This window comes from Microcystis sp. CS-574, from assembly GCF_028329095.1.
Lineage (GTDB): Bacteria > Cyanobacteriota > Cyanobacteriia > Cyanobacteriales > Microcystaceae > Microcystis > Microcystis ichthyoblabe_A.
This window is the reverse complement of sequence record NZ_JAQMSY010000098.1, coordinates 43,234-59,318: the sequence shown is the minus strand read 5'-3', so window position 1 is coordinate 59,318 and position 16,085 is coordinate 43,234. Positions and strand designations below refer to the sequence as shown.

The 16,085-nt window shown below is 42.7% G+C and carries 14 protein-coding genes, 1 tRNA gene and 2 pseudogenes; 10 read left to right on the top strand and 7 right to left on the bottom strand.

The window, feature by feature from the left end; translation table 11 throughout:
- Nucleotides 1–160 precede the first annotated feature (160 nt).
- Nucleotides 161–697 (top strand): tetratricopeptide repeat protein, encoded by a 537-nt coding sequence (locus tag PN470_RS07910; protein ID WP_002735092.1) that lies wholly within the window; start codon nt 161–163, stop codon nt 695–697.
- Nucleotides 698–752: 55 nt separating this feature from the next.
- Here PN470_RS07910 and PN470_RS07905 read toward each other — a convergent pair whose 3' ends face one another.
- Together PN470_RS07905 and PN470_RS07900 are read right to left on the bottom strand one after the other, a co-directional pair.
- Nucleotides 753–2,552 carry an SLC13 family permease gene (locus PN470_RS07905; protein ID WP_272104247.1) on the bottom strand — a complete coding sequence of 600 codons (1,800 nt, stop codon included), beginning with the start codon at nt 2,550–2,552 and terminating at the stop codon, nt 753–755.
- Between the two features lie 4 nt (nt 2,553–2,556).
- Nucleotides 2,557–5,337, bottom strand: coding sequence for a cation-translocating P-type ATPase (locus PN470_RS07900; RefSeq protein WP_272104245.1), 2,781 nt, complete (start codon nt 5,335–5,337; stop codon nt 2,557–2,559).
- A 274-nt stretch (nt 5,338–5,611) separates the two neighbouring features.
- Between PN470_RS07900 and pds the strand changes: the two genes are divergently transcribed.
- The gene (pds, locus tag PN470_RS07895; RefSeq protein WP_016516130.1) at nt 5,612–7,042 is read left to right on the top strand and encodes a 15-cis-phytoene desaturase; all 1,431 of its coding nucleotides are present in this window, start codon (nt 5,612–5,614) and stop codon (nt 7,040–7,042) included.
- Between the two features lie 105 nt (nt 7,043–7,147).
- Nucleotides 7,148–8,080, top strand: a complete 933-nt coding sequence (crtB, locus tag PN470_RS07890; RefSeq protein WP_271937794.1) for a 15-cis-phytoene synthase CrtB — start codon at nt 7,148–7,150, stop codon at nt 8,078–8,080.
- Nucleotides 8,081–8,392: 312 nt separating this feature from the next.
- Here the strand turns inward: crtB and PN470_RS07885 are convergent, their stop codons facing one another.
- Nucleotides 8,393–8,869, bottom strand: a complete 477-nt coding sequence (locus tag PN470_RS07885; protein WP_334310427.1) for a hypothetical protein — start codon at nt 8,867–8,869, stop codon at nt 8,393–8,395.
- Between the two features lie 571 nt (nt 8,870–9,440).
- On the opposite strand from PN470_RS07885, the gene PN470_RS07880 reads away from it, so the two are divergent.
- The 5 genes from PN470_RS07880 (at nt 9,441) to PN470_RS07860 (ending at nt 12,681) form a co-directional block, all read left to right on the top strand.
- Nucleotides 9,441–10,145 (top strand): phage tail tip lysozyme, encoded by a 705-nt coding sequence (locus PN470_RS07880; protein ID WP_002755590.1) that lies wholly within the window; start codon nt 9,441–9,443, stop codon nt 10,143–10,145.
- Between the two features lie 168 nt (nt 10,146–10,313).
- Nucleotides 10,314–10,736 (top strand): hypothetical protein, encoded by a 423-nt coding sequence (locus PN470_RS07875; RefSeq protein ID WP_002792669.1) that lies wholly within the window; start codon nt 10,314–10,316, stop codon nt 10,734–10,736.
- Nucleotides 10,737–10,804: 68 nt separating this feature from the next.
- A complete protein-coding gene (locus PN470_RS07870; protein ID WP_002755594.1) occupies nt 10,805–11,596 on the top strand; it encodes a peptidoglycan recognition protein family protein in 792 nt (263 codons plus the stop codon).
- A gap of 38 nt (nt 11,597–11,634) precedes the next feature.
- Nucleotides 11,635–12,195: a hypothetical protein gene (locus PN470_RS07865; RefSeq protein WP_016516133.1), complete on the top strand. Its 561-nt coding sequence runs from the start codon at nt 11,635–11,637 to the stop codon at nt 12,193–12,195.
- Nucleotides 12,196–12,438: 243 nt separating this feature from the next.
- A complete protein-coding gene (locus PN470_RS07860; protein WP_002737723.1) occupies nt 12,439–12,681 on the top strand; it encodes a hypothetical protein in 243 nt (80 codons plus the stop codon).
- 60 nt (nt 12,682–12,741) lie between these two features.
- On the opposite strand, the gene PN470_RS07855 is transcribed toward PN470_RS07860, so the two are convergent.
- The gene (locus PN470_RS07855; RefSeq protein WP_002737203.1) at nt 12,742–13,434 is read right to left on the bottom strand and encodes a pirin family protein; all 693 of its coding nucleotides are present in this window, start codon (nt 13,432–13,434) and stop codon (nt 12,742–12,744) included.
- A 505-nt stretch (nt 13,435–13,939) separates the two neighbouring features.
- Entirely contained in the window at nt 13,940–14,584 is a 645-nt protein-coding gene (locus PN470_RS07850) for a Uma2 family endonuclease (protein WP_272104240.1), read from the bottom strand.
- Between PN470_RS07850 and PN470_RS07845 the strand changes: the two are divergent.
- Nucleotides 14,583–14,750, top strand: a pseudogene (locus PN470_RS07845) (enediyne biosynthesis protein UnbU); the annotation flags it as partial. The gene PN470_RS07850 and the pseudogene PN470_RS07845 sit on opposite strands and share 2 nt — an antisense overlap.
- 230 nt (nt 14,751–14,980) lie before the next feature.
- Nucleotides 14,981–15,568: pseudogene (locus tag PN470_RS07840) on the top strand (IS200/IS605 family accessory protein TnpB-related protein); the annotation flags it as partial.
- A gap of 206 nt (nt 15,569–15,774) precedes the next feature.
- Here PN470_RS07840 and PN470_RS07835 read toward each other — a convergent pair.
- Nucleotides 15,775–15,846 (bottom strand) — tRNA-Gly (locus PN470_RS07835).
- Between the two features lie 10 nt (nt 15,847–15,856).
- Nucleotides 15,857–15,979 carry a hypothetical protein gene (locus PN470_RS07830; protein WP_256380580.1) on the bottom strand — a complete coding sequence of 41 codons (123 nt, stop codon included), beginning with the start codon at nt 15,977–15,979 and terminating at the stop codon, nt 15,857–15,859.
- Between the last annotated feature and the right edge of the window lie 106 nt (nt 15,980–16,085).

Here is a 16,085-nt window from a genome sequence, read left to right as displayed (position 1 = left end):
GGTGTGGGGTGTGGGGTGTGGGGAGTTTTTTGCTGTGAACAGTGAACAGTGAACAGTGAACTGAAAACTCACATCTGAGCGGCGATCACTGATAACTGACTAAATCCTGCTATAATCTGAGGGAATAAGTATAAAAATATTAATTGCTTGATCGCTAATTATGGAAGATACCCTGCCGCTTATTTACGTTTCTGGATTGCTAATTTTCGTGATTGGTTTAGGAATTTTTGTCATCGTGCAAATCTTTAAAACCCGTCGAGTGGAAGGAACCTTTAACAAGCTACAAAAGAAATTGCAAAAAGAAAAAGGTACAGCTAAAGAATACTATGAATTAGGGAGTCTGTATCTCGATAAAAAACTCTATGTTCAAGCATTGAGTTTACTACAAAAGGCTTTAAAAATCTCTGAGGAAGAAAGCATCGAACCAGAAAATCAAGCCCTAATCTATAATGCGATCGGGTTTTCCTATTTTGCCCAAGAACAATTAGAATTAGCGATTCGTAACTACAAAGAGGCAATTAAACTTTATCCTCAATACTCGATCGCTCTTAATAATCTTGGCAATGTTTACGAAAAGAAACAAATGGCAAAAAAAGCTCTCGAAACCTACGAAGAAACTCTCAAATTTGATCCTAATAATACCGTGGCGAAAAAGCGCACCGAATCCCTGCGTAAACGCTTCGCTGAATCGAAATAGTTTTGACTACTGATCAAATTCTTTTTAGAGATCGAAGAATCTTCGATCTCTTTCTTTATTTCAAGCCATAAAACAAGACAATTAAACTAGGGGTTAAAATCGTCAAAATTAAATTTAGGGGCGCACCCAAACGGGTAAAATCGAGGAATTTATAGCCGCCTGGTGCATAAACCATGGTATTAGTTTGATAGCCAATCGGTGTTAGATAACTATTAGAAGCAGCAAAGGTGACAGCATACATAAAAGCCAAAGGATTTAAACCCAAAGTTTTCGCCACTTCCACGGCGACGGGAATCATTAACACGACGGCAGCATTATTAGAGAGAATTTCAGTTAAAAATGAGGTAATTAGATAGAAGAAAACTAAGATCCAAAACCCCGAAAGATGTCCGCCGATAGCTACTAAATTATCTGCTAACCATTTAGTCGTTCCTGAGTTATCCATGGCAGTACCCAGGGGAATTAAACCCGCTAATAAAAAGATAATATCCCAACGAATGGAACCATAGACTTCCCCTGGTTTTAGACAGCCAGTAATTACCATTAAAACCACTCCAACTAAACTGGTGACGAGAATCGGTTGAATATCAAAAGCGGCAATAATAATCACCAACAAAGTAATCATTAAAGCAATAATGCCTTTATCCTGTCGCAGGGATTCGATATCTTTTTCTTCTAAGACTAATAATTCTCTTGTGGTTTGTAACCCCACAAAACTCTGTTTAGGTCCCTGAACTAAGAGCAAATCGCCAAACTTTAAAGGAATTTTTCCTAATCTTCCTTGTAGTAATTCCGAACCACGCCGAATCGCTAAAACCGTTGCATTATAACGCTGACGGAATTTCAAATCTTTTAAAGTTGTCCCAATTAAACGGGAATTAGAGAGAATCAAAACCTCGGCTAATTTTTCCTCACCTGTAGTAATTGCCGATTCAATATCTCCTTTCTGAAATTTGACATCGGCAAAGATTTCTAAGCCTCGTTCATCTTTAATTTTTAATAGTTCTTCCCGACTACTGTGAACGATTAAAATATCACCAGCATTGAGAACTTTATCGGCTAAAGGTTGGGATAAATGTACCTTATTTCTGATTAATTCCAAAACATCAAAATCGAACTTTCTTTGTAGTCCACTTTGAGATAAAGTTTGACCGATAAGATTAGAACGAGGGCTAATAATTACCTCACTCAGATATACTTTAGAACCATAATCATCGTCCAAAAATTCCCCCGTGGAAGATTTGCGATCGGGTAGTAATTTCGGGGCAAAAATTGCTAAATAAATCAAACCTGCTAAAAAAGTTACTACTCCCAAAGCAGTGAATTGAAATAAGCTAAATTGCCCATAACCCAGCTTGGCAGAAATACCACTAGCGAGAATGTTAGTAGAAGTCCCCACCACGGTAATCATCCCCGCTAAAACCGTGGCGTAGGAAAGGGGAATTAATAACTTAGAAGGGGAAATTTTTTGTTTTTTACACCAATCTTCGACGATGGGTAAAAAGATCGCCACCACTGCCGTGTTATTAATAAAAGCACTAATCGGCCCCACCAATGCCCCTAGTACAAATACCTGTTGGTGGGGATTTTTACCCCCCCAAACCAACAAGCGATCGCGAACTACTTGAATCACTCCCGTGCGGGTAATTCCGGCACTAAGCACAAACATCGCCATCACTGTCACCGTGGCAGAATTACTAAATCCGGCGATACCTTCTTCGGGAGTAACTAAACCCAACAGAATCAGGACAATCGCCACACATAAAGCGGTTAAATCTACCGGTAGCCATTCCGCCACGAAAGCGACTAAAGCAACGACTAAAACCGTTAAAGTCAGAATAATTGGTGTTGGCATTGATTTATTTTTTCGTCATGAACCAGCGAATAAATAACTTCTCCAACTCGATCCAAACAAACATTAAGGCACTAAATCCAAAACAGATTAATAATTCCGTGCCACTAATCCATTGAGTGCCGAAGAAGCTTTGTAGAGGAGGAGCATAAATTAACAACAATTGTAGGATCGTTGTCAAGCCCACGGCGGCGATAATGTAAGGATTAGAGAAGGGATTCATTTGCACAGCTAACTGGGTATGGGAACGCACCGCCAAAGCATGACCCATTTGTGCTAAACAGAGGGTAGTAAATACCATGGTTTTCCAGCGTCCGGGATCTCCGATTTCGGGGGTTGCCTGAGTATATTGGTAAGCCCAGTACATCATAATAATGGTGAGAATGGCAAAGACGATGCCGATGCGAATCATATACCAACCCAACCCGCGAGCGAAAATGCTTTCCCGGGGGCTAAAAGGTGGACGTTTCATCACATTAGGTTCGGCGGGTTCCATTGCCAGAGCAAGAGCCGGTAAACCGTCAGTAACAAGGTTCATCCAGAGGATTTGCAAGGGAGAAAGGGGTACACCGCCTAAACCGAGCAGCGGAGCCGCCGCAATGGTTAAAACCTCGCCAATATTACTGCCGAGAATATATTTAATAAAGCGCCGAATGTTACTGTAAACCACGCGCCCCTCTTCGGTGGCAGCGACGATGGTGGCAAAATTATCATCTAGCAAAATCATATCGCTGGCTTCTTTGCTGACATCGGTTCCGGTAATGCCCATGGCGATGCCGATATCCGCTTGTTTTAGTGCCGGAGCATCATTGACTCCATCCCCCGTCATGGCGACGAATTTGCCCCGTTTTTGCAGGGCTTGGACGATTCTCAGCTTATGTTCGGGAGAAACGCGAGCATAGACGCTAACACCATCTACTTCTCCCTCTAGGTCATTCTGAGACATTTTTTCTAATTCTTTACCCGTGATTACTCGCTCCCCGGGGGCAGCAATGCCTAATTCAATGGCGATCGCCTTGGCCGTTAATTGGTGATCTCCGGTAATCATAATCGGACGAATTCCCGCTTGACGACAGAGGGCAACCGCTTCTTTAACTTCTTTGCGGGGTGCATCGAGCATTCCCACCAATCCCAACCAAACCAAGGATTGTTCCTCACTATCTTCTCTTTCCGCTTCCGGCACTTCTGTCATCGGTTTATAGGAAAAACCTAAGACTCGTAGGCCATTACCCGCCATTTCGTCATTTTGTGCCAAAATACGGCTTCTTTGTTCATCTGTTAAGGGTTGACTTTCCGCCCCAACTTGGATTAGAGAACAACGTTCGAGAATTAATTCCGGTGATCCTTTGGTAAACATTAAATAGGCAGAATCCCCCAAACCTAACTGGGCATTCTCACAGATTACTGACATTCTCTTTCGTTCGGAAGAAAAGGGAAATTCGCCTAAACGAGGGCTTTTTGGTGCCAATGCTTCCCGATATAGTCCTCCTTTACCCGCTAACGTCAGTAAAGCTCCTTCGGTGGGATCGCCTAAAATTGACCATTCTTGCTCTTTATTCTGCAAAAGTGCATCATTACACAGCACACAAGCCGTTAAAATTGCCTGTAGTTCGGGATCACTTTCACTAGCACCATTAAACTCACCGATGGGTGCGTAACCTTCCCCCGTGACAGTAATTGTCTGCCCGAAAGTATTGACTTTCTGCACCACCATTTTATTTTGAGTTAAAGTTCCGGTTTTATCGGAGCAAATCGTCGTTACCGAGCCTAAGGTTTCCACTGCCGGCAATTTACGGATTAAAGCTTGTCTTCTCACCATTCTTTGGGTTCCAATTGCCAAAGTCACCGTCACCACTGCCGGTAAACCTTCGGGTACAACGGCCACAGCCATACTGAGGGAAGTTTCGAGGAATGATTCAAAAAACTGCCAACCAAAGCGAATTACGCCACCAAGCACGACTACAGCCACTAAAGCTAGGGAACTACTCACTAAAACGTTACCTAACTGCGACATTCGCTGTTGTAGGGGTGTGGGTTCACTTTCTACTCCTTGCAACAAAGCGGCGATTTTACCGATTTCCGTATCCATTCCCGTCTTGGTAATCGCCACTTTCCCCCGTCCCTGTACTACTTCTGTACCCTGATAGACGAGGTTAATGCGATCGCCTAAAGAGGCATCTTCCGGTAAAACCCTCTCTGCTTGTTTATTCACCGATTCCGCTTCACCCGTGAGGGCAGCTTCGCGAATTTGCAGGTTTTGTGCTTCTAATAATCTGCCATCGGCGGCAATTTGTACCCCCGCTTCCAGTAACATAATATCCCCAGGGACAAGTTCCTTGGCCGTTACTTCAAAGGTGCTACTATTACGAATAACCCGGACTTTCGGCGAGGATAACTGCTTAAGGGCTGCTAAAGCCTTTTCTGCCCGACTTTCCTGTAAATATCCTAAAATACCGTTTAAAATAACAATTATAAAAATAGCGATCGCATCTTTGGGAAATTCCGCTTTTTTCAGGTCTAAAACCGCCGAAACCACCGCCACGGCAATCAGCATCACTAACATAATGTTAGTAAACTGTTCCCAGAGAATCATTAACGGGCTGCGTCCTCCCGTTTCTTTTAGTTCATTTAAACCGAAAATATCTTTTCTTTTAACAATTTCCGCCTCGTTTAAGCCAGTTTCCCCATTGGTTCTCAGGATTTCTAGGGTTTGTTCGCCAGTTAAATTATGCCAAGCACGATTGTTCTCTATCTCCGAGACTTGAGGTGAAGTAGTGGGAAAAGTCATAGCGATCGATTGAAGAGGGTGTACGCGTAAACTAAAAAGGTGAGCTAGTTAAGCTAATTACATATCACAATATCAGTTATCAGTTATCAGTGACCAGTTATCAGTTATCAGTGACCAGTAAGCAGTCAGCAGTTATCAAGGAAGTGGGGTGTGGGGAGAACAAAGTCGCCTCCTGCCCCCTGCCTTCTCGATAATCTGAAAAAAAATGTAACGAAATGTGAAGTATAATGGCGAATGTAATAAAGACAAGACATTAGAGAGTAGATAGGAAACGATGCGAGTTGCGATCGCTGGTGCGGGACTAGCCGGATTATCTTGTGCGAAATACCTTGTCGATGCGGGACATACGCCCATCGTACTGGAACGTCGCGATGTATTAGGGGGAAAAATTGCCGCTTGGAAAGATGCCGATGGTGACTGGTACGAAACCGGTTTACATATCTTCTTTGGCGCTTATCCCAATATGCTGCAATTATTCCAAGAATTAGGCATAGAAGATCGTTTACAGTGGAAAGAACACTCGATGATCTTCAATCAGCCGGAAAAACCAGGGACCTATTCGCGGTTTGACTTCCCTGATATTCCCGCCCCAATTAACGGTATTGTTGCCATTCTTCGCAATAATGATATGTTAACTTGGGAGGAAAAAATTAAATTTGGACTCGGTTTACTCCCTGCCATTGTTAAAGGACAAAGTTACGTCGAGGAGATGGATAAATATTCTTGGTCAGAATGGCTAGAGAAACAAAACATCCCTCCTAGGGTAGAAAAAGAAGTGTTTATCGCTATGTCGAAAGCCCTAAACTTTATCGATCCTAACGAAATTTCCGCCACGATTCTACTAACGGCATTAAACCGATTTTTACAGGAGAAAAACGGCTCAAAAATGGCCTTTCTCGATGGTTCACCCACAGAAAGACTCTGCCAACCTTTAGTTGATTATATCACCGCTAGAGGTGGCAAAGTGTGCTTAAATGCCCCTTTAAAAGAGATTCTCTTAAATGAAAATGGCGCAGTTAAAGCCTTCTTAATGCGCGGTTTAGATGGCGGGGAAGATTATCTTTTTGAAGCCGATCTTTATGTGTCTGCGATGCCTGTAGATCCCTTAAAAGTTTTACTGCCTAAACCTTGGCAAGAAGATAAATTCTTTCAAAAATTAGAAGGATTAGAAGGGGTTCCCGTCATTAATTTACACCTCTGGTTTGATCGCAAACTAACCGACATCGATCATTTATTATTCTCCCGTTCACCTTTACTCAGTGTTTATGCTGACATGAGCAACACCTGTAAAGAATACGCCAACCCCGATCGCTCGATGTTAGAATTAGTTCTCGCTCCCGCTCAGGATTGGATTAGCAAATCCGATGAAGAAATTATCGCCGCCACGATGAAAGAATTAGAAAAACTCTTTCCCCAACATTTTACTGGCGATAATCCCAGTCAATTGTTAAAATATCATCTGGTGAAAACTCCCCGATCGGTTTATAAAGCCACCCCTGGCCGACAAGCTTATCGACCTTCTCAGAAAACTCCGATCGAGAATTTTTATCTCGCCGGTGACTATACCATGCAAAAATATTTAGGAAGCATGGAAGGAGCGGTTTTATCGGGGAAATTAGCGGCAGCAGTGATCAGCAAAGATCACCCCGCAGCACCGCTAAACCCGAATAAAACCCAATCCACACCAGTGTCCAGCGCTCGTTAATTCTCTGGCTAGGGACTAATGACGAAAATGGCCTTGAGTGAGACAATGCTATATCATTAGCCACAGTTCGCCGTTAATCTAAGTCAATCATTCCGCCCCAGCAGAATGCTCCAATTGCCAAAACCGACCCACCCCACCAAACCCCTCGTCTCCCTTGCGGAGTCCTACGAACTCTGTCGCCGGATTACAGAGAAGTATTCCAAAACGTTTTATCTCGGTACTCTCCTGATGCCGAAAGCAAAACGTCAAGCGATCTGGGCAATTTATGTCTGGTGTCGTCGTACCGATGAACTGGTCGATGGTCCCCAAGCCTGGTTAACTACCCCTGAAACCCTCGATTTATGGGAAAAACAGCTAGAAACTGTCTTTTCTGGGGTTGCCCTTGAGGATGCCGATGTCGCTCTCGTGGATACTCTAGAAAAGTTCCCCATGGATATCCAACCCTTTCGGGACATGATCGCCGGGCAACAGATGGACCTCTATCGCAGTCGTTATCAAACCTTTGATGAACTAAAACTGTACTGCTATCGGGTGGCGGGAACGGTGGGGTTAATGTCCAGCGCGGTGTTAGGATTGGAAGATGGCGATCGCTCGGCTCCTTGGCGACGCAATCAAAGCGTCTATATTCCCCAAGAAGAAGCGATCGATCTCGGTATTGCCAATCAATTAACCAATATTTTGCGGGATGTGGGGGAAGATGTCCATCGTGGGCGGATTTATCTACCTTTAGAGGATTTAGAGCGTTTTAACTACAGCGAAGACGATTTACTCAAAGGGGTTAATGATCACCGTTGGCAGGCGTTAATGCGCTTCCAAATTGAGCGCGCTCGTTATTACTACGATTCCGCCGAAAGGGGGATTCGCGCCCTTAATCCCGATTCCCGTTGGCCGGTTTGGGCGGCTTTACTGCTTTATCAAGGCATTTTAGACGTAATTGAAGCAAATAATTATGATGTCTTCGCCCGTCGTGCCTTCGTGCCTTTAGCCAAGAAAATGCTCTATTTACCCGTGGCTTGGTTGCGATCGCAAGCCTTATAAAGATGCGACGGGTTTTGTCGCTTGGCGACTCCACCCATCGAGTCTTAACTAGGGTTGGCTGAAAAAGTCTTTCCTGGGGGCAGGGTGTGGGGTGTGGGGTGTGGGGTGTAGGGTTTTACCCATTTTCATCTGGTAAACTACCTAATTTTCAGGGAAAAAGTCCCTGAATTCTCCCCCTGATCACTACCATATCTGGTACTTTTTGACCTCCCCAAAGTCTAAAAGTCTTACCCAACAAGGTTTTTAGATTTATTCAGCCAACCCTAACTATTAACTTTTCCCAATTCAGCTGCTCAACTTGGGTTTGCTTTTTCAGCGCGATTTAGGAGTCACCAACCAGAAAGGTCCGGTTTCCGTGCAGGGAACATCTCGATCGGTTTCGTAAACCACAAGGCCATCTTGCCGATCCAAAACCAGGGCTTCTCCTAGACGGACGTAGGATATAAATGGGCCGAGATAGCGGACAATAGGCTCATCGCTACAGGCTGGCAATACCCGATCGTTAAAATACTCGCACCCCACATCCTCGACGCTTTCATAGTAGCGGATGCTGAGATCATCGATCGCTTTCCCCGGAAAGCGGTCTTGGATAGCTGACCGGAGAAATTCTGGCAGCGGTCGATCGGGCGATAATAATGTGGCAGATTTCATGGCTTTTCCCCCTAAAACTAAAGGAAGCGGGAAACTCTGACAAATGTCTATCCTCTCGGAACTATTCGCTTCCGCTCCCCACCTGGTCAATTTTTTACTAGGGATGGGATCTGGCGCAGGGAGTCCCCTTGTATTCATTGTAACAAATTTCTCCGCAAAGGTTCAGGGCGATACGGTGAGAACAGTTTTTCTTGATTTTTCGTTACAAAGATTGACAAATTTATCCTTTTATTTTGGCGATAATAATAATGGCGTTGCTTAACCGAGGTATAAATACTATCGCTCTTGGAGGGAGTCTGGCAAAAGTCTTACAGTCTCTAAACTCTAGCTCTCTTATGGGGTAAGCCTTCAAGCTATCGCTAACTAACAGAAACCCGAAATTTGAGTTTTTATTAGAAAAAAAGTTAGCGATCACTTGTCAAGCAAGAGTTTCAGAATCTAGATTCGGTCAGGGATTTCCGAAAGTTCCAGAAGAACGCTATAGCGGTTCTCACACCTGTGTGGCACAGCTAAACCTTTGCTGGGTAAGCTTTTTAACATCTATAATGTACCTCTTGCAAACAGGAAACGCTATAATTTGGCACATATCCACAAGTTAGCTTAGTCCGAGGTTTTAAAAATTGCCTAGAGGACAATTCATAGTTAAAATCGGCAACGCCTCCTCCCAATACTAATTTTCAATAATCTTTTCTTAAGGAGTTTATTTCTCATGACACATCAACATATCATTCTCAAACTCAATGATGGAATTTTCGATACTAAACCGGAAGTCGTTAACGAAGTCAAACGGCTGCAACAAACCCTAAAAGATTGGGGAACTTTAGCGGCAAACGAATCAATAGATGGAAAGTTCGGACCGAAAACTGACGAAGCCGTTAAGCGTTTTCAAGGGAAACACTCTCTCACACAGGATGGTATAGTGGGTCGAAATACCTGGGCGGCACTCTTGAAAGTGCCACTATCAGAAATAGATATTATCCCTCGCCCCAGTGGTGGCACAGGTCAGGGGAATTCACCATTTTCAGGAAATAAAGGGATAATTCACAATGAACTGATAAGTCATGGATTTTCTCCTGTACAATGTGCAGCAATTTTAGGGTGCTGGCAGCAAGAATCTTCGTTTAATCCACGCGCAGAGGAAGGCCCGCCACCAAAGGGATTAGGATTAGCTCAATGGAGTTTTGACCGACGGAAACTTGTACCTGCATTCACGAATAGTGTGGCTACTGACATTCACAATCAAGTCGATCTTTTCGTTCAGGAATTAAATACTACAGAAAAAAAAGCTGGACAGATTTTACGTTCTGCCATAACTCTAGCACAAGCAATGCAGGGAATGAAAGAGTATGAGCGATTCGGAATTGCGGGAAATCGCGAAAAGTTCGCAAAACAAATCTTAAAGGAACTCACATAGTCATCAGTAAGCGATGCTCGGTTTTTGAAGTTCTCTAGATTTGCTCTGCTGACAAAACTATAGGAGAGGGAAATAATAGTGTGTAGTTTACTAAGAAATTAACTCTAGTTCTAACAAAGTTATTATAATCATCTCCTGATAAGCGAAAAGTCAGACTATTACCATAATATGAAATTAACGTTCCCTGATGTGAAATCAACATTCCCTTTAACGGCAATTCTCATTTTTTTGAGTGTTCCGACCTTTTCCCTCAAATCACAAGCTGCACCTCCACCTACTAAAGTAGGACAGTGTAGCAACACTTTTGTTTCTAAGGTAATGACTAGATTACAAGATGCAGTTACCAAGAAACCGATCTTGGGTTCGGGAACATCAATTGAATTTACTAACGGAATCTATCTGGTTTCTTATGACACGGTTCCTGAAGCCGAATCTTCCAAGCCCAGAGATCCAGTAAAATTGTGTTTAATTTCAATTCCGAAAAACTGCCCTCCTGGTGACAATCGAGGAAAAGTTTATACCGTAACTAACCTCAGAACCAAAAAAACATTCACGCTCCCAGATTCTCAGCATAGTTGTGGAGGAGCATAAACAGGTTTATTTTTCAATCCTCTAAACTATTCTAATTTTAACTTACTCTAACTAAGGAGAACAAAAAAATGCCTTTTACCGCCAAAGTGATTACAACTAATGAATGGGGATCAAGACCAGCCGGTCCCTTTGATAAAACAGTGCCTAAATTTATCGTGATTCACCATACCGATAATCAGAATCCCCCTAACGATTCCTCAAAGGGAACAATAGATGGAGCTAAACAATTAGCTCGTGATATTCAAAAATTTCACATGGATAGTAGAGGCTGGAGTGATTCTGGACATAATTTTCTGAATACAACTGGAGGAATTCTTCTAGAAGGAAGACATGGAACTCTTGATGCAGTCAAACAAGGAATGTGCGTTCAATCTGCCCATGCTCGCCAAGACGGAAACCGACTTGCTGGCGGTAATAAGTGTCCTGGAATTGAAAATGAAGGCAACTTCATGACTTTTCACATGGGACAAAAACAGTGGGATAGTTTAGTAGAATTATGCGTTTCTTTATCTAGCTCTTGCAACATTAGCCCCAAGAATATTCGAGGACATCGAGAGTTTAGTAATACTGATTGTCCGGGGGATTGGTTATTTAGTCAATTACCTCGTTTACGACAGGAAGTTGCTAATAAATTAGGTAGCACAGTTGAAGAAGATGAACCCTTACTTAAACTAGGTTCAATTGGTCAAGATGTTATTGAACTTCAACAAAAACTAACAGATAAAAGCTTTTCTCCGGGGGCAATAGATGGAGATTTTGGAGAAAATACCAAGCAAGCTGTTATTGCTTTTCAACGTTCTGTTGGACTAACTGCTGATGGTATTGTTGGACCTCGTACTCGCAAAGCTTTAGGTTTATAGGCTTAATTTGATGTGTAATTAATTCTATCGAGGTACTTATGACTAGAAAATTTATCGCCTGTAAACAACAAGTCTTCAATCGTGGAGTACCCCCTGATTCGTTTCTGAATGAATTGATCGATTGGGCCAAGCAAGCTCCAGATGATATCTTCACGCCGAATGATAAACACGACATTTACTCCAACGTCAAACCAGAACTCGGACCTTGGCAAGGTGTCCTACACCGCAAGGCAGTCATGCTGGAGGTACTGAGGGTGCTTGGCGGCTTCGAGAGTTCATGGAACTGGAACGAAGGAAGGGACACGACGAATCCTGACTCCAACACCCCTTGCTCGGAAGAAGCTGGAATTTTTCAATGCTCAGGCGATTCGATGGATTTTGACCCTAGCTTGAAAAAGTTGCTCAAAGATACTTCTGGCAAGACGGATTGCGAGACGTTTATCAAAGTCTCGAAAAGCAACCACAAATTCGCTATCGAGTATTGCGCCAGACTTCTGCGGTTTACCGTCAACCATCACGGACCTGTAAAACGAAAGGAAATTAATCCTTGGTTGAAACGCAATGCGGTGGTGGAGTTTCAGGGTTTTCTATCTGATTGAATTTCTGTAAGGGGGTACTAACCCCCCTCAATTTCAAGCTGACGACAAGGAGACTACTCCATGAAAAATCGGCGTTGCTGAATCAAGGTATGAATGCCAACTGTGCAGGTTCCCGTGCAAAAGTTAGTTTGGCTCTAGGTTTTAAAAATACTAGAAAAGAAGATTCATATCTCAAATCAGCAACTCCAGAAGTGGTTTAGTAGTGCCGAATTCTCGTTCCCAATCATTTAGGAGGTAGGAAAGATGACAATTTATGTCACCCGCGAGGGAGATAAACTGGTGGCCGATTCCCCACTGGAATTGGTGGAAAAATTACAACAATGTCAGGGGAGAATGACGGAAACAAGACAGGAATTCATGACTCGGATGGCTGCACAGATGGTGGCCAGCCAAGGCGTTACTGTTCCTATCACCGATCCAGAGAATTTTATCGCCGAGCTAATCCATAACGATTTTCTCAGCGTGGTGGACAGTATTGATGGCTGAAAGTCGGCCGGGGAATTGACGGCAAAACTTCGCCCCTAGGGTTTCTAACACTCAACCCCACTACCCTAGGTCAAAAAGCAAAATTTCCGAGTCTTCTAGAGATTGAATAGCCAAAGAAGTTTCCTCGCTAATTGCCGCTCCATCCCCCGCTCGTAAATGCACGCCATTTAGGGTTATTTGCCCTCTAGCCACTTGTAACCAGCCATAACGACCGGAAGCTAAGGAATGAGTCAGGGACTGGCCTAGGGGCAGAATTCCTGCGTAGAGATTAACGTCTTGATCGACTTTAACCGCGTTACCGGCACCGGTGGGAGAGGCGATTAATTGTAGGGTATGGGGAGAAAATTCGATCGCTTTTTGTTCATAACTGGGTTCTAGATTTTTTTGGTCGGGAATAATCCAAATTTGCAGAAGATGGAGGGGATTAGTGGCAGAATGATTAAATTCACTGTGTTTTATCCCCGTTCCTGCGCTCATCCGTTGAATTTCACCGTGTCGAATCACGGAACCAGTGCCGAGACTGTCTTGGTGTTCTAGTTCTCCCGCCAAAACATAGGTTAAAATCTCCATATTCTGGTGTCCGTGGGTGTGAAATCCTTTTCCCCCAATCACTTTATCCTCATTAATAACTCTGAGACTCCTAAAATTAATCTGTTGGGGATCATAATATTGGGCAAAAGAAAAAGTATGATAGGTATCCAACCAACCATAGTTAGCGTGGCCTCTTTCCTCCGCTTGGCGTATAGTAATCATCAGTTTTCCTCTTTTTTATCTCTATATTCCTAGTATATGAAATCTTGCCAAAAATGAGCAGTAGGCACTTAAAATTCAGATAGTTACTTTAGCTGCTTTTTTAGCACCAAAAGCCTCCTATTGGGAGCTTAGGAAGAATGTAGTTACTTCTTAGAGCAGAGCAAATCATACTAAATCTGGTTATTAAAGACTGATTATTTATTACCCCTTTTGCCTGTTCTCATAAGTAGGCTATACGCAACGGATTTAGTATCATCTCGAGAATTGGCAAATATAGCTCGATTTTTGTTTAAGCTGTACTGCATTAAATTGCGTATTGAATAATTTAGTACAAATGCTCAAATTTCTTCTCCCTGCTTCCTTTCCCCCTCTCCCTGGCAGTCTTAAAGAGTTATTTAGATAGTCAACAGCTTATGATTGCGGTAAAAAACCCTAACTATAGCATTTGGGCAGGTTACTTCATAAGTTGCAGTTCAGCTTGCTTGATCAAGATTTCAGGTCAAACTTAAACCAAATCTCGCCAATCTATCCCTAAATCTTGTAATTTTTGAGCCATCTTTTCCGCTACTTCTTCAGGGGGGGGAACGAGTTTACCTTCAGGGGTAAAAAAGCGTAATTGGCTGTCATGAACCCCTAAAAATAATTCTAACTGTTGACTCCATAACCAACCCTGTTCATTCGCTGCAATTTCTTCGTATTTTCCTGCCATCAACTGAAACCCCTTAAATTCTAAACTGGTGGGATCAAACCAGAAATAGTTAGGAGTCCGGAAAGTTTCCTGATAAATTTCTTTCTTGAGACCTCGATCGGTTTCTGCCGTTGAATCAGACAAAATATCGATGATGACATGGGGATATTTGCCATCTTCTTCCCACACTACCCAACTTTTACGCGGTTTTCTTGCTACTCCCAAAACCACAAAAAAATCAGGACCCCTAAAATATTCTGATTTACGTTGATTGGGACTGTAATAAATAGTCAGATTACCAAAAGCATAGAAATCTTGGCGGTCTTTCCATAATAACTCTAGTGATTGGATCAAAAGCATCAATTGACGCAGATGTAACTCTGTTTCCATAGGGGGTTCATCACTCAGTAAATCACTTTTGGGAAAGATAATTTTCTTTAACTCATCTTCAACAATAACCATGACAACCACTCAATTATTTAACCTTCCCTATTTTAGCTCTTCAGTAGAACGTTCTACTGTTTCCTATCAACCTAATCGTTTAGCAGGATTACGACGCTTTGCCATAGCGATTACCTTTCTCAATATTTTAGGTCATACCGGCCTTAGATTTGAACAATCTTCGGCCTGACAGGGGGACAAGAAGGCTGAAATCCATATATCGTAAGCTTTTCATGGTTTTAGCTCGAAAAAGTTTGCCGCACCATCTCTCACTTATTAATAATAATTCCTAGTAAGCTCGCTCCTATCCCTAGTTCTTTCGTTAGCTTTTTGCCTAGAATCGCTAGATCTATTTCTAGTGAGAGAAGCCAGAAGCCTTTGTTAGCAAGTTTTCTAGCTCGCTTGTCCCCCTGTCAGTTAAAAAGCCTGAATCAATTTTATAACCAACGTCGGGCTAAGTTACAATCTCTGTTAAAAGGCAATCGTCAAAGTTCCCAGAGAATTTGCCGTTTAACTCGCTGTCGTAATCAGAAAGTAGATGATTATCTTCATCAGGCTAGTCGTTATTTAGTTAATCTCTTAGTTGACCAAGAGATAACAACTTTAGTAATTGGGAAAAATGACGGTTGGAAACAAGAAGTGAACTTAGGAAAAGTCAACAATCAAAAATTTGTGACCATCCCTCATGCTCGATTAATTGAGATGATTAGTTATAAATGTCAATTAGTAGGAATCTCTGTGATTATTCAAGAAGAATCCTATACCTCCGTTGCTAATTTTTTGAATTTAGAGCTGCTACCAGTGTATGGACAAACAACTGAAAAGCCAGTGTTTTCAGGAAACTGAATTTCGCGAGGGTTATATCGTACAGATAAGGGGATTCTGGTTCAATCTGATGTCATGGGTTCCTACAACATTTTGCGAAAAGCATTCCCAAATGCGTTTAACCGCTATGGGATAGAGAGGTGCGTAGTTCACCCAAGGAGAATTAATCTCTCGAAGTAAAAGTGAAGGGAATTTCTGAAATGGAATTCAGTCTGTCTATATTTGACTATACTTTTACTAACTATAGTTACTTTAACAAAATAGTCCTAAAAGTCTTTCCCAGTAAACATTTCACGATTCCATAGGCAAAAATTATCACAAAAAGTCTAGAAGATACAAACTTTTTCAGCAAACCCTAATTAGTTGTCGTAACAATTGTCGTCAGAAGCGGGTAACGCGACTCGAACGCGCGACATTCACCTTGGGAAGGTGACGTTCTACCACTGAACTATACCCGCAAAACTATTCCTAATCATAGCATTGACCCCCCGACGAGAGCAACTGCTCTAGGCTGTTTTTCATCATCGCGCCGGTTTGTCCAGAAACGCTAAACTGTAAAGCTTCCCGATAGACTCGCCGCCGGATGATCAAGAATATTCACCGTCCCACCAGAAGACTCGACTTCCCCTTTGACAAAAGACCATAACCTCTGCTGTAGGAGGGGTTAAGACAATTTCTGATGCTCCGTTACTGGGTA